The 17,346-nt window shown below is 64.5% G+C and carries 20 protein-coding genes and 1 tRNA gene; 7 read left to right on the top strand and 14 right to left on the bottom strand.

The window, feature by feature from the left end:
* The first annotated feature begins 82 nt into the window (after positions 1–82).
* From fmt to AB7290_RS40360, 3 genes are all read left to right on the top strand, one after another.
* Complete coding sequence (gene fmt / locus AB7290_RS40370) at positions 83–1,006, top strand: methionyl-tRNA formyltransferase (RefSeq protein ID WP_085399968.1); 924 nt, start codon at positions 83–85, stop codon at positions 1,004–1,006.
* A gap of 119 nt (positions 1,007–1,125) precedes the next feature.
* Positions 1,126–1,863, top strand: coding sequence for a tRNA pseudouridine(38-40) synthase TruA (gene truA / locus AB7290_RS40365; RefSeq protein WP_085399970.1), 738 nt, complete (start codon positions 1,126–1,128; stop codon positions 1,861–1,863).
* Positions 1,864–1,886: 23 nt separating this feature from the next.
* Positions 1,887–2,222, top strand: coding sequence for a GIY-YIG nuclease family protein (locus AB7290_RS40360; RefSeq protein ID WP_063979816.1), 336 nt, complete (start codon positions 1,887–1,889; stop codon positions 2,220–2,222).
* A 141-nt stretch (positions 2,223–2,363) separates the two neighbouring features.
* Here AB7290_RS40360 and dapE read toward each other — a convergent pair whose 3' ends face one another.
* From dapE to rpmH, 11 genes are all read right to left on the bottom strand, one after another.
* Positions 2,364–3,530 carry a succinyl-diaminopimelate desuccinylase gene (gene dapE, locus AB7290_RS40355; protein ID WP_085399972.1) on the bottom strand — a complete coding sequence of 389 codons (1,167 nt, stop codon included), beginning with the start codon at positions 3,528–3,530 and terminating at the stop codon, positions 2,364–2,366.
* Positions 3,527–4,165, bottom strand: coding sequence for a DUF805 domain-containing protein (locus AB7290_RS40350; RefSeq protein ID WP_085399974.1), 639 nt, complete (start codon positions 4,163–4,165; stop codon positions 3,527–3,529). Before AB7290_RS40350 ends, dapE begins: the two co-directional genes overlap by 4 nt.
* A 237-nt stretch (positions 4,166–4,402) precedes the next feature.
* Positions 4,403–5,248 carry a 2,3,4,5-tetrahydropyridine-2,6-dicarboxylate N-succinyltransferase gene (gene dapD / locus AB7290_RS40345; RefSeq protein ID WP_063979813.1) on the bottom strand — a complete coding sequence of 282 codons (846 nt, stop codon included), beginning with the start codon at positions 5,246–5,248 and terminating at the stop codon, positions 4,403–4,405.
* 233 nt (positions 5,249–5,481) lie between these two features.
* Positions 5,482–6,174 (bottom strand): pyrimidine 5'-nucleotidase, encoded by a 693-nt coding sequence (locus AB7290_RS40340; RefSeq protein WP_085399976.1) that lies wholly within the window; start codon positions 6,172–6,174, stop codon positions 5,482–5,484.
* A gap of 14 nt (positions 6,175–6,188) precedes the next feature.
* The gene (locus tag AB7290_RS40335; RefSeq protein WP_085399977.1) at positions 6,189–7,175 is read right to left on the bottom strand and encodes a DUF1036 domain-containing protein; all 987 of its coding nucleotides are present in this window, start codon (positions 7,173–7,175) and stop codon (positions 6,189–6,191) included.
* 155 nt (positions 7,176–7,330) lie between these two features.
* Positions 7,331–8,218, bottom strand: coding sequence for an acetylglutamate kinase (gene argB, locus AB7290_RS40330; protein ID WP_063979811.1), 888 nt, complete (start codon positions 8,216–8,218; stop codon positions 7,331–7,333).
* A gap of 114 nt (positions 8,219–8,332) precedes the next feature.
* The gene (locus AB7290_RS40325) at positions 8,333–8,701 is read right to left on the bottom strand and encodes a DUF423 domain-containing protein (RefSeq protein ID WP_094183983.1); all 369 of its coding nucleotides are present in this window, start codon (positions 8,699–8,701) and stop codon (positions 8,333–8,335) included.
* Positions 8,698–9,351 carry a ribosome biogenesis GTP-binding protein YihA/YsxC gene (gene yihA, locus AB7290_RS40320; protein WP_085399980.1) on the bottom strand — a complete coding sequence of 218 codons (654 nt, stop codon included), beginning with the start codon at positions 9,349–9,351 and terminating at the stop codon, positions 8,698–8,700. Before yihA ends, AB7290_RS40325 begins: the two co-directional genes overlap by 4 nt.
* A 139-nt stretch (positions 9,352–9,490) precedes the next feature.
* Positions 9,491–11,332, bottom strand: coding sequence for a membrane protein insertase YidC (gene yidC / locus AB7290_RS40315; protein WP_085399982.1), 1,842 nt, complete (start codon positions 11,330–11,332; stop codon positions 9,491–9,493).
* 16 nt (positions 11,333–11,348) lie between these two features.
* On the bottom strand, positions 11,349–11,750 hold the full coding sequence (gene rnpA / locus AB7290_RS40310; RefSeq protein WP_085399984.1) for a ribonuclease P protein component: 402 nt from the start codon (positions 11,748–11,750) through the stop codon (positions 11,349–11,351).
* Positions 11,751–11,778: 28 nt separating this feature from the next.
* Positions 11,779–11,913, bottom strand: coding sequence for a 50S ribosomal protein L34 (gene rpmH, locus AB7290_RS40305; protein WP_008542748.1), 135 nt, complete (start codon positions 11,911–11,913; stop codon positions 11,779–11,781).
* Positions 11,914–12,275: 362 nt separating this feature from the next.
* Between rpmH and AB7290_RS40300 the strand changes: the two genes are divergently transcribed.
* From AB7290_RS40300 to AB7290_RS40285, 4 genes are all read left to right on the top strand, one after another.
* The gene (locus tag AB7290_RS40300; protein WP_094183985.1) at positions 12,276–13,775 is read left to right on the top strand and encodes an ATP-binding protein; all 1,500 of its coding nucleotides are present in this window, start codon (positions 12,276–12,278) and stop codon (positions 13,773–13,775) included.
* A 163-nt stretch (positions 13,776–13,938) separates the two neighbouring features.
* Positions 13,939–14,015, top strand: a tRNA-Arg gene (locus AB7290_RS40295).
* 299 nt (positions 14,016–14,314) lie between these two features.
* On the top strand, positions 14,315–15,097 hold the full coding sequence (locus AB7290_RS40290) for an alpha/beta fold hydrolase (protein WP_085399985.1): 783 nt from the start codon (positions 14,315–14,317) through the stop codon (positions 15,095–15,097).
* A 167-nt stretch (positions 15,098–15,264) separates the two neighbouring features.
* On the top strand, positions 15,265–15,663 hold the full coding sequence (locus tag AB7290_RS40285) for a hypothetical protein (RefSeq protein WP_085399987.1): 399 nt from the start codon (positions 15,265–15,267) through the stop codon (positions 15,661–15,663).
* A 137-nt stretch (positions 15,664–15,800) separates the two neighbouring features.
* Here the strand turns inward: AB7290_RS40285 and AB7290_RS40280 are convergent, their stop codons facing one another.
* The 3 genes from AB7290_RS40280 to AB7290_RS40270 all read right to left on the bottom strand — a co-directional run bounded on the left by AB7290_RS40280 (position 15,801) and on the right by AB7290_RS40270 (position 17,330).
* Positions 15,801–16,220 carry a CBS domain-containing protein gene (locus AB7290_RS40280; protein WP_085399989.1) on the bottom strand — a complete coding sequence of 140 codons (420 nt, stop codon included), beginning with the start codon at positions 16,218–16,220 and terminating at the stop codon, positions 15,801–15,803.
* 115 nt (positions 16,221–16,335) lie between these two features.
* Positions 16,336–16,806 carry an aminoacyl-tRNA deacylase gene (locus AB7290_RS40275; RefSeq protein WP_085400052.1) on the bottom strand — a complete coding sequence of 157 codons (471 nt, stop codon included), beginning with the start codon at positions 16,804–16,806 and terminating at the stop codon, positions 16,336–16,338.
* 203 nt (positions 16,807–17,009) lie between these two features.
* Positions 17,010–17,330 carry a hypothetical protein gene (locus tag AB7290_RS40270; RefSeq protein ID WP_063979802.1) on the bottom strand — a complete coding sequence of 107 codons (321 nt, stop codon included), beginning with the start codon at positions 17,328–17,330 and terminating at the stop codon, positions 17,010–17,012.
* Positions 17,331–17,346: the final 16 nt, after the last annotated feature.

Below are 17,346 nucleotides of genomic sequence, written 5' to 3'. Positions count from 1 at the left end.
AACGCCGAGAGAGCGCGTCGTGTGGCACCCCTCTCCCTAGCCCTCCCCCGCAAGGGGGGAGGGAACATACCGAGTCCTTGTCATGCCCCTCCGCCTCATCTTCATGGGCACGCCCGATTTCTCCGTGCCGACGCTGCTCGAGCTGGTCTCGCATGGCCACGAGATCGCGGCGGTCTATACGCGCGCGCCCAAGCCCGGCGGACGGCGCGGCCTGCAATTGCAGCCGACCCCGGTCGAGGAAGCCGCGCGAAAGCTCGGCGTTCCCGTGCTGACGCCGAAGTCGCTGAAGACGCCCGAAGCGCTCGACGAGTTTCGCGCCTTCGACGCCGATGCCGCCGTCGTCGTCGCCTACGGCATGATCCTGCCGCAGGCGATCCTCGATGCGCCGAAGCTCGGCTGTTACAATCTGCACGCTTCGCTGCTGCCGCGCTGGCGCGGCGCCGCGCCGATCAACCGCGCGATCATGGAAGGCGATGCCGAGAGCGGCGTCATGGTGATGAAGATGGATGTCGGTCTCGACACCGGTGACGTCGCCATGGCCGAGCGCATGGCGATTCCCGACAACATGACCGCGGTCGATCTGCATGACCGCCTCTCCCGGCTCGGTGCCGATCTGATGGTGCGCGCGATGGCCGCGCTCGCCCGCGGCGGGCTCCAGCTCAAGAAGCAGAGCGCGGATGGCGTCACCTACGCCGCCAAGATCGACAAGGCCGAAGCGCGGATCGAATGGACCAAGCCGGCGCACGCCGTGCTGCGCCACATCCACGGCCTGTCGCCGTTTCCCGGCGCCTGGGCCGAGCTTGAGAATGCGCGCGTAAAAATCCTGCGCTGCGAGTTGGCGAAGGGCTCCGGTGCACCCGGCGAGGTGCTCGACGACCAGCTCACGATTGCCTGCGGCGAGGGCGCGATCCGCATCCTCGAGCTCCAGCGCGAGGGCAAGGCGCGGATGCAGGCCACGGACTTTTTGCGCGGCGTGCCGGTGAAGCCGGGAGCCAAATTCACGTAGCGCTGTCATACCCCGCGAAGGCGGGGTATCCAGTACGCCGAGGCTTCTCGGCTGAACAGAGATGTCTCGGAGTACTGGATCGCCCGGTCAAGCCGGGCGATGACACCACCCGGATTGAGATGCCCCGCTACAAGCTCACCATCGAATATGACGGCGCGCCGTTCTTCGGCTGGCAGGTGCAGGACACGCTGCCTTCCGTGCAGGGCGCGTTAGAGGCGGCGGTGAAGGCGATGACCGGCGCGGATCTGCGCGTGCACGGTGCGGGCCGCACCGATGCCGGCGTGCATGCGCGCGGCCAGGTCGCGCATGTCGACATCGACAAGCAGTTTCCGCCGGGCCGTTTTCGCGATGGTCTCAACGCGCATCTGCGCCCGCATCCAATTGCGGTGCTGGAGGCCGAGATCGTCCCTGACACCTTCGAGGCGCGGTTCTCGGCCGTGAAGCGGCACTACCGCTACCGCGTCGTCAACACCCGCGCCAATCTCGCGCTTGATATCGGTCACGCCTGGCGCGTGCCGCGCCGGCTCGATGCCGATGCGATGCATGCGGCGGCACAACGTCTGCTCGGCAAACACGACTTCACGACGTTTCGCGACACCGAGTGCCAGGCCAAGTCGCCGGAGAAAACGCTCGACCAGCTCGACGTGCACCGCGACGGCCGCGAGATCACGATTCTTACGTCGGCGCGCTCCTTCCTGCACAGCCAGGTGCGCTCGATGGTGGGATCGCTGGTCTGGGTCGGCGAGGGCCGCTGGACCGCGGACAATCTCTCAGCGGCGCTCGCAGCCCGCAACCGCGCGGCCTGCGGCATCGTCGCACCGCCTGACGGGCTGTATCTGATGAAGGTGGATTATTAGCGCCCGCTGCCGCCACAGACGTCATGGCCGGGCTTGTCCCGGCCATCCACGTGCGCCAACATGCAACCATGCATGGTGGATGGGTCTACATCCTGGCGAGCGCGCCAAACGGCATTTTGTATGTCGGTGTGACGAGCGACATTATTCGCCGCATCTATGAGCATCGAAACGGACTCGTTCCCGGCTTCACCAAGAAGTACGGCGTCAAGCTGCTGGTCTATTTCGAGCGCTATGAGGATATCCAAACCGCTATCCAGCGCGAGCACAACATCAAGCATTGGTCGCGGACGTGGAAGGTCAGGTTGATCCTCAGGGATAATCCCGAATGGAAGGATCTGTACGAGACGATTGTTCAATGAGACGGGCCCGGGCTCTCGCCACATCGTCATGGCCGGGCTTGTCCCGGCCATCCACGATCTTCTTTTCGGCTCGCGAAGAACGTGGATGCCCGGGACAAGCCCGGGCATGACGGCGGAATATTTGGCGAAGGTCGCGGTTTGCTACCCAAAATACCGCGTCAAAATCCCCCGATACACCTTCGTCAATCTCTCCAAATCCACAACCGGCACGCGCTCGTCGACCTGGTGCATGGTCTGGCCGACCAGGCCGAACTCGATCACCGGGCAGTAGCTCGAGATGAAGCGCGCATCCGAGGTGCCGCCTGAGGTCGACAGTTCCGGCTTGCGCCCCGTCACCTCTTCGATCGCGGAGACCGCGAGGTCGGTGAACGGGCCGGGCTTGGTCACGAACACGTTCGAGTTCGAGGGCTCCCAGACGATGCGAGCCTTGATGCGGTTGCCGCAGGCTTTCGTCAGGCGCGCCTCGACCAGCTCGCGCAAGGATGCCTGGGTGTGGTTGTCGTTGTAGCGGATGTTGAATTTTGCGCGCGCCTCGCCGGGGATGACGTTGTTGGCCTTGTTGCCGACGTCCACCGAGGTGAATTCGAGATTGGAGGCCTGGAACTGCGCGCTGCCATGGTCGAGCGGCTCGTCACTGATCGCCACGATCAACCGTGAGATATCAGGCACCGGATTGGATGCACGGTGCGGATAGGCGACATGGCCCTGCACGCCGTCGACATAGAGCGTGCCGGACTGCGAGCCGCGGCGGCCGACCTTGATGGTGTCGCCGAGCGTCTCGACATTGGAGGGCTCGCCGAGCACGCAATGGTCGAATTTTTCGCCGCGCTCCGCGGCCCATTTCAACAGCTTGATGGTGCCGTTGACCGAGACGTCTTCCTCGTCGCCCGTGATCAGGAACGAGATCGAGCCCTTTCCATCGGCGCGCGGCGCGCCGCCATTGGCGGCGAGATGCTCGAGCACGGCTGCCACCGAGCAGGCGATGCCGCCCTTCATGTCGACCGCGCCGCGGCCGTGCAAAAAGCCGTCCTTCACCTCGCCCGAGAATGCGCCGACGCTCCAGGCGTTCTCGTCGCCGGGTGGCACCACGTCGGTGTGGCCGGCGAAGGTGATGTGCTGGCCCTCAGTGCCGATCCGCGCATAGAGATTGTCGACGTCGGCTGTGCCTGCTTCGCTGAAGGTCACGCGGTGGCAAGTGAAGCCGGCAGCGTTGAGGGCTTTCTCAAGCACGCCCAGCGCACCGGCATCGGCCGGGGTTACCGAGGGGCAGCGGATGAGATCGCGGGCAATCGAGAGAGCATCGGTCATGCGCCCCGCTTAACATGCATGCCGCCGGGTGGGCTAGCGCTGGGCGGCACCAATTCGAGCTCGCTTTGCTGGTCCCAGCTTTTTGCAGGGGACGGGCCGTCCTCGGTCTTGGCCAATGGATCAGGACCGAACCGGTTGTCGCCGACGCTGCCTGATACGATGAACATCTCGACAAATCCCCACAGCCACAGGATGGATGCGCCCAGCCAGAACGGAAGCATCCAGGTGGAGTTCGGCAGCAGGTCCGAGAACTGGTTGTACAGGCCGGGCAGGAAGAAGAACGGAACGAGCCACCAGCCACTCCTGTCGCGATCATGCAGCCGCTTGATCGCAGTCGCGAGATAGATCCAAAGGAACAGCGACAAGCCGAACGCCTTCAGGATCAGGTTGGTGCGATCAACGGGCGCCAGCGAGCGATAGGCCCGGGGATCGACCAGCTTGAAGAGGTCGTCGAGGCCGAAGTCGAAATCGAGTTTCAGGGATAGCTTCAACGCCCCCTCGGCGTTGATGAGGTGGATCACCTGAGCAATGATTCCCAGCAAGGCTGCCAGCACCGCGACGATCAGCAGCGCCTGCCACAGCAAGGCGCGATTGATGCGGCCGTCGAAGCGAAAAAGATACCAGGTCCAGTCCATGGCGAAGGTTCCGGGCAGCGGAGGCCGTCCGGTGATTGGTCGCGATGGGGAGAAGGAGGGTTCGATAGGAAAGCCGCCGCGGGCTCGCTTCACCTCGCCCCGCTTGCGGGGAGAGGTCGGATCGCTCTTGCGATCCGGGTGAGGGGGTACCGGTCTCTCGAATATCTCGCGTGTGGAGAGAGGCCCCTCACCCCAACCCTCTCCCCGTAAGAACGGGGAGAGGGAGAGGAGAGAGTCTTAATCCCGCAGCAGCTCGTTGATGCTGGTCTTGGAGCGCGTGCGCTCGTCGACGCGCTTGACGATCACGGCGCAGGCCGTGCTCGGGCCGATCTGGCCGTTCTTCATGGGCTTGCCGGGCAGCGCGCCGGGCACGACCACCGAATATTCCGGCACCTCGCCGATGAAGATCTCGCCGGTCTCGCGGTCGACGATCTTGGTCGAGGCGCCCAAAAACACGCCCATCGCCAGCACGGCACCCTTGCGCACGATCACGCCTTCGGCGACCTCGGAGCGCGCGCCGATGAAGCAGTCGTCCTCGATGATCACGGGCTCGGCCTGCAGCGGCTCGAGCACGCCGCCGATGCCGGCGCCGCCGGAGATGTGCACGCGCTTGCCGATCTGCGCGCAGGAGCCGACGGTCGCCCAGGTGTCGACCATGGTGCTCTCATCGACATAAGCGCCGAGGTTGACGAAGGACGGCATCAGTACGACGTTCTTGGCGATGAAGGCCGAGCGGCGCACCACAGAACCCGGCACCGCGCGAAAACCGGCATCGCGAAAACGGTTCTCGCCCCAGCCCTCGAACTTCGAGGGCACCTTGTCCCACCAGGTCGCCTTGCCGGAGCCGCCGGGAATGACGCCCATGTCGTTGAGGCGGAAGGACAGCAGCACGGCCTTCTTCAGCCATTGATTGACCTTCCACTTGCCATCGGCCCCGCGCTCGGCGACGCGGGCCTCGCCCTTGTCCAGGATCTCCAGCGCCTGGTCCACGGCCTCGCGCACCTCGCCCTTGGTCGAGGTCGAGATGCCGTCACGCGCGTCGAAGGCGCTGTTGATGGTGGATTCGAGGGCGGACAGGGACATCGGGATTTCCTCTGGGAAATGGGAATTTTGACGGATTGGGGCGCTTTTTCGGGATTTGGCGGGGAGGAGTCAAGGCATACTCCGCCGTCGTCCCGGGGCGCGCGAAGCGCGAGCCCGGGACCCATAGCCACGGGCAGTCATTTGGCGAGGATTCGGAGTTATCGATCTCGCGCCACAACCACTCCCTGTGGTTATGGGTCCCGGGCTTGCTTCGCGCCCCGGGACGACGGCGGCTATTTGGGCAACAGTCCCGCCAAAAAACCCGCCAGATCATCCGTGACGTGGTCGACATGGGGCGCGTCCCGGCCCTCCAGTTCCCAGTCCTCCCGCACCACTTCCTTGGTGCCGTCAGGCACCACCAGGACGGTGGTCATGCCGAGCGCGTGCGGGACGGTGAGGTTGCGGGCGAGGTCCTCGAACATCGCGGCTTTGGTCGGATCGACCGCATGGTCGGCGAGGAATTTTTGATAGGTCTGCGGCGACGGCTTCGGCTCGAATCCGGCGGCGATGATGTCGAACACGCCGTCGAAATGCGTTGCCAGGCCGAGCCGCGCCAGCACGGCATCGACATGGTCGACCGAGCCGTTGGTCAGGATCAGCTTGCGCCCCGACAGTTTCGCGATGGCTTCGCCGAGCGCCGGGTTCGGCTCCAGCGGCGAGTGGTCGATCTTGTGGACGTAGGCGAGGTAGTCGTCGGCGTGCACGCCGTGCAGGGTCATCATGCCGCGCATGGTGGTGCCGAAGCGCTGATAATAATCCTTCTGGATCCTGCGCGCTTCCTCCGGGCCGACGTTCAGCCAGTTGCAGACGAACTCCCCGATCCGCGCGTCGACCTGCTGCCACAGATTGACGTGATGCGGGTAGAGCGTGTTGTCGAGGTCGAACACCCAGGTGTCGACATGGGCAAAGGTGCGGGGTGGATTCATCACTGGTCTCTCAATCACGGCATCGCAAAGCGCAGCGTCTTGCCGCCGCTCGACATGTCCACCACGCCAAAACCCGTCGCCGCGAATCCGCGCGCGCCGCAATCGGCCTGCTCGTTGGTCTCGAACTTGGTCTCGCGCGTGCAGAGCTGCCTGTCGCCGCCCCAGTTCAGCGGCTTGTCCTTCAGCTTGATGACGCGGTTGTCGGCGTCGATGGCTTCCGCGAAGCTGAAGATCTGCTTCGGCTGCCCGGTCACATCGGGGTGCAGGCACGTCTTGGGATCGATGCGGTACCAGCCGCGGCTCGTCACGGACTTGCCGTCGTCGGTGGCGACCGCCGCCATCACCTTGTGCGGCGTGTCGTTGCACCAGGTCAGGCCGGTTGCAGAAGGCGTCTGCACCGCATCGACCATGGTCTTGAAGAAGTTCGGCGACGACATGATGTCCGCCGCCAGTCCGCGGCTCTTCAGGAAGGCGGCCAGTGCTGCTTGCGTCTTCGGCCCGTCGACGCCGTCGATCGGCGCTGCGTCGTAGCCCGCGATCACCAGCAGCCGCTGGATGCCGGCGAGGCGCGCCTGCTCGTCGTCATATTCGGAATCCTCGGCGAGATAGGCCGTGAAATTGCCGTCCGCGGCTTGCGTCGGCGTGATCTGGGTGAACGCGGCCTGGGTCTGGCCGCTGCGGCATTGCCGCGCAGCCGCGATGACGAAATTGTCCTGCGCCACGCACAGCATGTCGCTGCCGTTCTGCGGGATCGGCGAGGCGCCGTAGACGCCGAGCGCGCGGGCGTTGAGCAGGATGCGGTCGGCGGAGAGCGTGCCCTGCACCACGACGCGGCAGGTGGCGGGATCGATCCTGAACCAGCCGCGCGTCGCGGTCGCGGCCTTGTCGTCGATGCCGATCGCGGCCTCGACGACATAGGACATGCGGTTGCAGATTTTCAGGTCGGCCAGGGCGGGCGCGGCGGAGAAGACAAACGAAACGGCTGCGGCCGGAAGGGACATCAGGATACGTGTGAGGGTTGAGCGACGATGTCGCCGAGCCCTCAACTCGTCATGCCCGGCCTTGTGCCGGGCATCCACGTTCTTGGCGCGAGATGAGAGGTCGTGGATGGCCGGGACAAGCCCGGCCATGACGGCTTGCTTTGGCCCGCTCATCATCACTTATGGATCAGCGTTCCCGTGCCCGTGTTGGTGAAGAGCTCGAGCAGCACCGCGTGCTGCATCTTGCCGTCGATGATGACGACGCCCTCCACGCCCTGTTCGAGCGCGTAGATGCAGGTCTCGACCTTCGGAATCATGCCGCCGGAAATGGTGCCGTCGGCGATCAGTTTTCGCGCATCCTTCACCGAAAGCTGCGGGATCAGCTTCTTCGACTTGTCGAGCACGCCAGGCACGTCGGTGAGCAGCAGCAGGCGCTTCGCCTTCAGCGCGCCGGCGACCGCGCCGGCAAAGGTGTCGGCGTTGACGTTGAGCGTCTGGCCGTCCTTGGAGGTCGCGAGCGGCGCCAGCACCGGGATCAGCTCGTAGCCGATCAGCTGGTTGAGCAGCGTGAGGTCGACCTTCTCGGGGTCGCCGACGAAGCCGAGATCGATCGCCTTCTCGATGTTCGAACCCGGATCGACGATGGTGCGCGTCGTCTTCGACGCCTTCACCATGTTGGCGTCCTTGCCCGACAGGCCCACGGCCTTGCCGCCGGCTTCGTTGATGTAGCCGACGATCTGCTTGTTGACGGAGCCGGCCAGCACCATCTCGACGATCTCGATGGTCGCGGCATCGGTGATGCGCAGGCCTGCCGCGAACTCCGACTGGATGCCGAGGCGCTTGAGCATGGTCGCGATCTGCGGCCCGCCGCCATGCACCACCACCGGGTTGATCGCGGTCTGCTCGAGCAGCACGATGTCGCGGGCAAAGTTCTTCGCGGTCTCCTCGTCGCCCATGGCATGGCCGCCATATTTGATGACGATGGTTTCCTCGTCATACTGCTGCATGTGCGGCAGCGCTTCGGACAGGATGCGGGCCTGGTCGAGCGGGGAGATGTCGGTCATGAGGCGGATCTCGCTGGCGGGACTGTCGGTGCGCGTTCTATCCGATTGGCGGGCGCGGCGCAAAGTGGGTGTTGCCTCTTACCCTCCCCCTCCAGGGGAGGGTAAGACGGAGCATCACTTCCGCGCCGCCACGGCTGCGAGCGTCACCGCCAGCCAGCTCAAGATCATCACCGTTCCGCCGGTCGGCGCCGCGAATGGAAACAGCGAGTGCCCCGCATATTGCCGCAAGGTGAGATCGCCCGCGAACAGCGCGGCGCCGATCACGAAGCCGAACGCCGCGATGAGGCCAATTCCGCCGTGCAGAAGGCCGCGCGCGAGCAGGGCGACGCCTGCGAGTATGGCAGTTGCGTGAAACAGCAGCATGGCGCTGGCGGAGGCGAGCCGGCTGGCGTCGGCGCCGTGGGCGGAGGCGGCGGCCAGCGCGACGCCGGCGGCGCCCATCAAACCGGCAAGCCCTAGCAACAGGCGGAATGCAGGCGTCACGAGGTTCGCTCTTCCAGCAGCTTCGCCATCGCGGCGCGCAGTTCGGCCATGCCGGTCGAGCTCCGCGACGAGGTCGCGAGCACGTTCGGAAACGCCGCCGGATGTTTTGCCAGCGCGGCCTCGGTCTCGGCGATGCGGGACTGAAGCTCGGACGCCTTCACCTGGTCGGCCTTGGTCAGCACGACCTGGTAGCTCACCGCGGAACGGTCGAGCGTCCCCAGGATTTCGAGGTCGACGTCCTTGAGGCCATGCCGCGCGTCGATCAGCACGTAGACGCGTGCGAGCGAGGCGCGCCCCAGCAGGAATTTGTGGATCAGCTCGGTCCAGGACGCGACTTGCGCCTTCGGCGCCTTGGCGTAGCCATAGCCGGGCATGTCGACGAGGCGCAGGTCCTTCTTGCCGGGGACCTCGAAGAAGATCAGTTCCTGGGTGCGGCCTGGCGTATGCGAGGTGCGCGCAAGCGCGTTGCGGCCGGTCAGCGCGTTGATCAGGCTGGACTTGCCGACATTGGAGCGGCCGGCAAAGGCGATCTCCAGCCCGTCCATCGGCGGCAGCGTCGCAATCGAGGGCGAGGCCCAGATGAACTGCCAGTCGCGGGTGAACAGCTTTCGCCCGGTCTCGATCAGCTTCGCATCTTTGTCGTCGGTCATGCGAAGATCTCACCTCTCGTCATGGCCGGGCTTGTCCCGGCCATCCACGTCTGTCCACACGGTACCCTCCAAAACGTGGATGCCCGGGACAAGCCCGGGCATGACGATGTGGAGGCATTTGCGCCCAACAATGACGGCGCTACGTCGCCTTCTTCGCGAACGTCGCCTTGAGATTGTCGAACAGCTCCACCTTCACGCCGTTGCGGCGCATGATGAAGCTCTGCTGGAGCACCGAGAGCGTGTTGTTCCAGGCCCAGTAGATCACGAGACCCGCCGGGAAGCCCGCCAGCATGAAGGTGAAGATCAGCGGCATCCAGTTGAAGATCAGCTGCTGGGTCGGATCCGGCGGCGTCGGGTTCAGCTTCATCTGGAACCACATCGTGATGCCCATGATGATCGGCCAGATGCCGAGCGCGAGGTAGTGGCCGAACACCGGAATCGTCGTCGGATCGAACGGGATCAGGCCGAACAGGGTGAAGAGGTTGGTCGGATCGGGCGCGGAGAGGTCCTTGATCCAGCCAAAGAACGGCGCGTGCCGCATCTCGATGGTGACGAACAGCACCTTGTAGAGCGAGAAGAACACCGGGATCTGGATCACCACGGGAAGACAGCCGGCGACCGGATTGATCTTCTCCTTGCGGTAGATCTCCATCATCTCCTGCTGCTGCTTCACCTTGTCGTCGGGAAAGCGCTCCTTCAGCGCCTGAAGCTGCGGCTGGACCGACTTCATCTTCGCCATCGAGGCGTAGGACTTGTTGGCCAGCGGGAAGAACAGCAGCTTGACGATCACGGTGACGAGCAGGATCGAGATGCCGAAATTGCCGAAGAAACGGTAGAAGAAGTCGAGGCCGAGGAACATCGGCTTGGTGATGAAGTAGAACCAGCCCCAGTCGATCAGCAGATCGAAATGGTTGAGGCCGAGCTCCTTGTTGTAGCCGCCGAGGCCGGCGAACGGGAACACGCCGACGACGCCGGCTTCCTTGGCGCCGGCGAACAGCCGCGCGTTCGCGGTCGCGGTGCCGCCGATCGCGACGGTGACGGGGTCGAGCAGATAATCAGTCTGGTAGGTGTGGACGTTGCCGACCGGGTTCGACGAGAAACGCGCCTGAAGCTGGGCACTGGTGTCCGGCAGCAGCGCCGAAGCCCAGTACTTGTCGGTGATGCCGAGCCAGCCATTGGTGGCCTTGAAGTTCACCGCCTTGGCTTCGTCGATCTTCTTGTAGGCGTATTCCTGCAAGCCATCGAGATAGCCGATCAGGCCTTCATGCAGGATGTAATAGCCGGAGACCTGCGGCGTGCCGTGGCGCGAGATCAGCGCGAACGGGTAGAGCGTAACAGGCGCGTTGCCGACATTGCTCACCTCGTCCTTGAGCGTGAAGAGATAATGGTCGTCGACCGCGATGGTGCGGCGGAAGGTGAGGCCCTCGCCATTGTCCCACTTCAGCACCACCGGCGTCGTCGGCGTCAGGCTGCCGTTGCCGTCCTGCTGCCAGAGGGTCTGGGCGTCCGGCAGCTTGGCCGTCACGCCCGTCGCCGGCACCCAGCCGAACTCGGCGTAATAGGGTTCTGCGGTGCCCGAGGGCGAATAGAGGATGATCGGCGGCGACTTCGGGTCGACCGTTTCGCGGTATTGCACCAGCGCGATGTCGTCGATGCGGCCGCCCTTCAGCGAGATGCTGCCGGCAAGCCGCGGCGTGTCGATCTTCACGCGCGGGCTGGCTGCAATCGCGCTTTCGCGGGAAACGACCGGCTGGGCCTGGTTCGCGGCCGGTGTTGCCGGCTGGGCCGCGCTGCCGGGCTGCGGCGCGGCGCCCGGCGTTGCGGAGGCCGTCGGCTGCGGCGTGTTCTTCTGGAGCTCGGCCTGCGCCTGCTGCTGGGCGCGCTGCTTCTCCATCGCCGGCACGTTGTAGAAATATTGCCAGGCGATCAGGACGAGGCCCGACAGAATGACGGCGAGGATGGTATTGCGATTGTCGGTCATCACTATTGTCTCGTCATCAATCCGGTTTGCGGCTGGTCGCAGGAGCGGGGCCGGGCCTTGAGCCGTCGGTTCTTGGGCCGCGTCCCTTGTGCGTATGCCGCGCAGGCTTCGTGAACGCTATGCGCAGATCGTCGAGCATGGTGGCGAAGTCGCGCGAGAGCGCGTCCCTTCGGCCGACCAGTACATAGTCATGATGGGGCTGCATCGACACCGGATCGAGCCGCTTCGCCAATTCGCGAAGCCGGCGCCGGATGCGATTGCGCTGGGGGGCGTTGCCGTTCTTTTTGGTAACGGTGAAGCCGATCCGGATCGGGCCGCTGTCGTCGCGGCGGCGGCTTTGCAGGACGAACGCGGGACTATTCGCCCGCGCGCCATTGGCAACGGCGAGGAAATCCGCTCGCTGCCTCAGCCGATCCATGATGAAATCCCAAAAATGGGGGTCCGGCTCAGGCGCTCAGACGCTTGCGGCCGCGGGCGCGGCGGGCGGCGAGAACCTTGCGGCCGCCGGCAGTGGCGAGACGGGCACGGAAGCCGTGACGGCGCTTGCGCACCAGTTTGCTGGGTTGATAAGTCCGCTTCACGGGTTTTTCTCCGCTGACCGGGCAATTTGCCTGTAGAATTGATGATAAAGTCCGGAAGATGCGGCCCAAAACGGGCCCTTTTCGGCCCCAAGAGAGCCGCTCCCGGCGTGCGCACCGGGTCATCGCGGACAATTTGCGCGGCTTATATGCGAGCGTCTTCTTTTCGTCAACGTCGCAAGAGCGCGCTGTTCCGGTGAATATCACTGTTTGTGCGGGGTTTTTAACCCTTGAGGTGGCGACTCGCGATATCAGAGCTTACATCCCACCTTGAGAGATTAGCGATCCGTAATTTGACCGGCCCCCGGCCGGGTCGCATCCTTCATCAGCCAGGCTCTATTACAAAGCCAACAGGGGCGAACTTCGTGGCAGCGACAGACCTCCAGCCGGTCCATGATACGGATCAGCCGGGCCAGCCGGCGATGCGGCCGCGTGGGCCCAGCGGGCTCGGGCTATCCGGCAAGCTGCTGCTGCTCACCGTCCCCCTGGTGATGATCGCCGCCGTCCTGCTCTACGTGCCCGCCATCGCCAACTTCTGGGTCAACCGGCTCAATGACCGCGTCGCGGCGGCCAACACCGCCGCGCTGGTGCTCGACGCCGCCCCGCTCGGCATGGTCCCCGAGTCGCTGTCGCGCGAGATCCTGAAAAGCATCAATGCCCGTGCCGTCGCCATCAAGATGGGGCAGCAGCGACGGCTGCTCGCCAGCGACAACCTTCCCACGGCCATCGAGCATGACATCGACCTGCGCGACATGACGGTGTGGGAGGCGATCACCGGCTCGTTCCGGATGATGCTGGAGACCGGCAACCAGGCCATCCGCATCGTCGGGCCCGGCGTCGGCAACGCCCAGTTCATCGAGATCGTGACCGATGAGCTGCCGCTGCGGCAGCAGATGTATCGCTTCTCCCGCAACGTCGTGGTGGTCGCGCTGATCATCGCGGTGCTGACCGCGGGCCTCGTCTATCTCGTGCTGCATTATCTCTTCGTGCGCCCGATGCGGCGGCTGACCGCGAGCCTGGTCGGCTTCCACGAAAACCCCGAAAGCTCGGCGCGGATCATCGTGCCGAGCCAGCGCAGCGATGAAATAGGCGTCGCCGAGCGCGAATTGTCGGACATGCAGCGCGACCTGATGTCGATGCTGCATCAGAAGAGCCGGCTTGCCGCCCTCGGCCTCGCCGTCTCCAAGATCAACCACGATCTGCGCAATCTGCTCGCGTCGGCCCAGCTTCTGTCCGACCAGCTCGCCAGCGTGCCGGATCCGCGGGTGCAGCGTTTTGCGCCGAAGCTGGTGCGCTCGCTCGAGCGCGCCATCGCCTTCTGCCAGTCGACGCTGTCCTACGGCCGCGCCCAGGAAGCGGCGCCCGACCGCCGCATGATCATGATCGAGCCTGTGGTGCTGGAGGTGCGCGAAACCGCGGGCCTCGCCAGCGACGCCTCGATCGCCTGGGTGGCCGCGATCGAGCGCGGGCTCGCGGTCGATGCCGATCCCGACCAGCTCTTCCGCGTGCTGCTCAACCTCGTCCGCAACGCCGCCCAGGCGCTGGAAAGCCATTCGTCGGGCGACGGCGGCGCCCAGCAGATCCGGATCACGGGAAAGCGCGAAGGTGCCGTCGCCATCCTGGAGGTCTCCGACACCGGCCCCGGCGTCCCCCAGAAGACCCGGGACCATCTGTTCGAGGCGTTCCAGACCTCCGGCCGCCCCGGCGGCAGCGGGCTTGGCTTGGCGATCGCCGCCGAACTGGTCCGCGCCCATGGCGGCGAGATCCATCTGGTCGAGGGCACCATCGGCGCCACCTTCCGGATCGTCATCCCCGATCGCCCCGTGGAACTCCTCTCCATCCGCAACGAGCGGCAGAGGGCGTAGTCGGCCAGAGGCCGAGCCGGGAAATCGTCACCTCCCTGTAAAATCTCCCCTTCCCGGACCTTGCCAATCGAGGCAAGAGCGGTTAGTCAGAGCGCTCTTTCGCACCCCTCCGGCGCTGTCTGGAGGCTGCCTGCGGGCTCAGCCCGCACTGTTTGCGAAAAACGCGCCCGTAGCTCAGCTGGATAGAGCATCAGACTACGAATCTGAGGGTCGGACGTTCGAATCGTTCCGGGCGCGCCATTCCGCTACAAAACTGGGCACTCCAAAACCTCCCATTTCTGCGCCGGGCGAGATCATCGCGCCGCTGCTCATGTTCGTCACCGCGTAAGCCTGGAGCTGGTGACGGCCTTTCCGGCCGGCCTCGGCGGAGCGAAAAATCGCGTGGCATCGCCGAATGTGCGGCCGGTGCGCTTGGTCGGCCGCAGCGTCATGGCACCACGGCGAAGCAGTGGTTCCCGTCTTTATCGGCCGTGTGGCGCCGGTTAGATTGAGGACTCGCCAGAGACGCCTGGACATGTCGGTGAATATGGAGATGACCCATGAAGCTCGCGCATGACGGAATCCAGCTGTCCTTCGACATTGCCGGCGCGGGACCGCTTCAATTCCTGTTCGTCCATGGCCTCGGCGGGGATCGCACGCATTTTGCGCCGCAGATGGAGTATTTCGCCAGTCAAGGTCGGGCATTGAATGCCGAGCTGCGCGGGCATGGTGAGAGCGACAAGCCGCAACAGGCGTATTCGATCGAAAGCTTCGCCGATGATCTCGTCTTTCTGTGCAACCGACAGCAGATCACAAAGCCGATCATCGTGGGTCAAAGCATGGGTGGCAACATGGCGCTCGAAATCGCCGCCCGCTATCCGGACTTTCCTGCAGGCCTGGTGCTGCTCGACTCAGGGGTGCTCTTCCCTGCCTCGGCAGGGACGGTGTTCGCCGGGTATCTGGAGGGCTTAAGGGGCGCGAATTTTGCGGACGAGGTACGGAAAATCGTAGCGGACTCCTGTCTGCCGACCGACAGATGCCGCGCCCATGTTGAACAGACCTTTCTGGCGACGCCACAGCACGTGCTGGTGTCCACGTTTACAAGTCTGTTTCCCTGGGATGTGCATCGGGCGCGTGAATGCGCCCAGGCGTGCCGGGTCCCGGTGCTCTACATCGAAGCGGCCCATCGGCTCGCGGATCTGGATCGTTTTGCGGAGCTGTGCCCGCAGCTGGTCACGGCCAAGGCCGTCGGCTCCGGACATTTCCTGTCGCTGGAGGTGCCGGAGCAGATCAACCCGATGATCGACCGGTTTATCTCGCTCTACGTGCGAAGACCCGGGTAAGCTTCGCCTTCGGCCGTGACGCGCCGCGACCGGCGTCCGTCGGGAAGCCACAATGCGCTGCCGGGCAAGGACGAAACCCTTTGCCGGCCGGGCGAAGCCGGCCGGAAACAAACCGGGCCTAACCTCCCCGGAGCTTTCCCGTCCAACCCGATTCAAGGGAGGATTTTATGAAAGCAGCGCTCTTGGTCCTGTCGCTTCTTGGCCAGCCCACGATTCCGATTTCAGACCGTGTGCCCATCTTCAATGTGGAAGCCCTTTGCCGGGACGTTTCCGCCGACGACAAGGCCTCAGGGCTCACCCTGGCGCAGGACGCCGGCGAGTGCGTGCGTGACGAGACAATTGCGCAGCAACAGCTGAGCTCGACCTGGCTGACTGTTCCGGGCCCCGCGCGCGATAGTTGCGAAGGCGAGGCTGCTGCAGAGGGAATAGAAAGCTATGTCGATCTGCTCACCTGCCTGCAGATGGCAGGCTGGGCGAATCCGACTCCGCCGCCGAAGCCCCCGCTCAGGGGAGCGAGCAAGATGCGGAACGCCAAGAATGAGCTGCGGAACGAATTGAAGAATTAGCTGCGCAGGTGACAATGGGGACGAGAAGACGGCGGAGCAGCTTCTTGGCAGGTCGCGTATCATAGCGTGCGCGTTCGCCGGCAGCGGGGTCCTGCGAGCGATGCGACGAAGTTCCGGGCGCCGGGTGGCGGTCGCCATCAATGATGGGCCGACACGCCCTTGATGCATTGGGTCAACAGATCAACGCTGGCGAATTGGCTGACATCGCCCAGGCTGATCATGCCGACCATCCGCCTGCTCTTGTTGATCACGGGCAGCCTGCGGATTTTCAGCGTCTCCATGTGATGCACGGCTTTCGCCAGATCGTCGTCTTCCCGGCAGCAATGGATGCCTTCGGTCATCACGTCCCGCGCCGTCATGCGCGCGGCGTTGAAGTTCTTGCTCGCGAGGCCTTTGCAGACGATGTCGCGATCGGTCACCATCCCGATCAGATGGTCGTCATCGCCGATCGGAATGCAGCCGATGTCGTGCCCTTGCATCAACTTCGCGATCTCGGTGATCGGGGTGTCCGGGCTGACCCAATCGACACCCTTGTGCATCACGTCCTTGACCTTCATGGAGGACCTCCGTTGCGAACGCAGCCCCCGTGACGCGATTATACTACGAACCGGGCGCGACCGCACGCGCGCCGCGACGAAGGCGCAGGAAAAATCATCCCGCTGCCATGCTGCGTCAACCGTGCGTGCTGAAGCGTCCATGCGGCGCACTGGCCGTCAGCCGTTCGAACTGTGCATGCGTCAGGTGAAGCAGCGTCTCATGGTCGCCGGCTTCGATATAGATCTCGGGCTGCGCCCGGATGCTGTCATCGACGATGAGATCGAGCCCGTAGCATCGGCCTACCGCCGGAACGGCTCCATGCGCGCAGTCCGCGAACAGCCTGTTGATCTCGGTTTCGTTCGCCATCACGAGATCCGCGCCGAGCTTCTCCTTCAAGTCCGGCAAGTTGAGACGGTGCGATGCCGGAACGATCGCGAGCATATAGCCGCCGTCATGGCGCAGCACGACGGCCTTGGCGAAACGATCGCCCGAGACGTGGCAGGCCTGCGCCGTGCGCGCGGATGACATGGTGAAAACGTGCGGGATCTCGACATACTGGATGTTCTCGGCAGCCAGGTATCGGTGGAGCGTGGGGGCAATGGTCATAGCGTAGCCTTTCGGATGGATATGCGAGCCATCCATCGTGAGGCTGCCCCGCCGCACGATGGGCGGCCGCGTGATTGCCGGATGCCAGCATAGGCCTCGCGCTCGAATGCGGCAATCGAGTCGGGGGTTCAGATCGTTCCGGGCGCGCCTTTCCGCTTCGTTTGCCGCCGATCGATTGTGGCTTTTGCTGCGCTTCTCGTGTCTTACGGGATCCTTGCCACAACGTTGGGCCGGTTCTCCCTGAGCCACGCGACGGCCTCGGGTCCATCGACGACGCACGCGAAGGTTTCCCAGGTCGGGTCCTCCAGGGACTCCGATTGCAGTCGCTTCGCCGCATACTCGACGAGATCGTGCAAGCCCTCGTATCCTCGTCGGTGCTCGAGGGACTCTGCAATCGCCGTGCTGGTCCAGCCTCGTCGGGCCAGATCGACAATGCTCGGAGCGTCAGCCTCGCTGAACCAAGGTGTGGCATCGAACTCGATGCAGCGGACATTATCGGCGGTGTGGCAAGTGGCGTGGATCATGGGATTCCTCCGTTCG

This window comes from Bradyrhizobium sp. 613_E4_N2_2, assembly GCF_052075995.1.
GTDB classification, from domain to species: Bacteria; Pseudomonadota; Alphaproteobacteria; order Rhizobiales; family Xanthobacteraceae; genus Bradyrhizobium; species Bradyrhizobium barranii.
Note: the sequence above shows the minus strand (reverse complement) of the source record. Positions and strands in the feature narration are given on the sequence as shown.

What these genes read in the sequence shown, in the direction of transcription:
- AB7290_RS40285 (WP_085399987.1), top strand. Translation starts at nt 15,265, where the DNA reads ATGAAAGCAGCGCTCTTGGTCCTGTCGCTTCTTGGCCAGCCCACGATT.
- AB7290_RS40270 (WP_063979802.1), bottom strand. Translation starts at nt 17,330, where the DNA reads ATGATCCACGCCACTTGCCACACCGCCGATAATGTCCGCTGCATCGAG.
- AB7290_RS40275 (WP_085400052.1), bottom strand. Translation starts at nt 16,806, where the DNA reads ATGACCATTGCCCCCACGCTCCACCGATACCTGGCTGCCGAGAACATC.
- AB7290_RS40280 (WP_085399989.1), bottom strand. Translation starts at nt 16,220, where the DNA reads ATGAAGGTCAAGGACGTGATGCACAAGGGTGTCGATTGGGTCAGCCCG.
- AB7290_RS40290 (WP_085399985.1), top strand. Translation starts at nt 14,315, where the DNA reads ATGAAGCTCGCGCATGACGGAATCCAGCTGTCCTTCGACATTGCCGGC.
- fmt (WP_085399968.1), top strand. Translation starts at nt 83, where the DNA reads ATGCCCCTCCGCCTCATCTTCATGGGCACGCCCGATTTCTCCGTGCCG.
- rnpA (WP_085399984.1), bottom strand. Translation starts at nt 11,750, where the DNA reads ATGGATCGGCTGAGGCAGCGAGCGGATTTCCTCGCCGTTGCCAATGGC.
- yidC (WP_085399982.1), bottom strand. Translation starts at nt 11,332, where the DNA reads ATGACCGACAATCGCAATACCATCCTCGCCGTCATTCTGTCGGGCCTC.
- AB7290_RS40350 (WP_085399974.1), bottom strand. Translation starts at nt 4,165, where the DNA reads ATGGACTGGACCTGGTATCTTTTTCGCTTCGACGGCCGCATCAATCGC.
- AB7290_RS40340 (WP_085399976.1), bottom strand. Translation starts at nt 6,174, where the DNA reads ATGAATCCACCCCGCACCTTTGCCCATGTCGACACCTGGGTGTTCGAC.
- AB7290_RS40360 (WP_063979816.1), top strand. Translation starts at nt 1,887, where the DNA reads ATGGCCGGGCTTGTCCCGGCCATCCACGTGCGCCAACATGCAACCATG.
- dapD (WP_063979813.1), bottom strand. Translation starts at nt 5,248, where the DNA reads ATGTCCCTGTCCGCCCTCGAATCCACCATCAACAGCGCCTTCGACGCG.
- dapE (WP_085399972.1), bottom strand. Translation starts at nt 3,530, where the DNA reads ATGACCGATGCTCTCTCGATTGCCCGCGATCTCATCCGCTGCCCCTCG.
- AB7290_RS40335 (WP_085399977.1), bottom strand. Translation starts at nt 7,175, where the DNA reads ATGTCCCTTCCGGCCGCAGCCGTTTCGTTTGTCTTCTCCGCCGCGCCC.
- argB (WP_063979811.1), bottom strand. Translation starts at nt 8,218, where the DNA reads ATGACCGACATCTCCCCGCTCGACCAGGCCCGCATCCTGTCCGAAGCG.
- yihA (WP_085399980.1), bottom strand. Translation starts at nt 9,351, where the DNA reads ATGACCGACGACAAAGATGCGAAGCTGATCGAGACCGGGCGAAAGCTG.
- truA (WP_085399970.1), top strand. Translation starts at nt 1,126, where the DNA reads ATGCCCCGCTACAAGCTCACCATCGAATATGACGGCGCGCCGTTCTTC.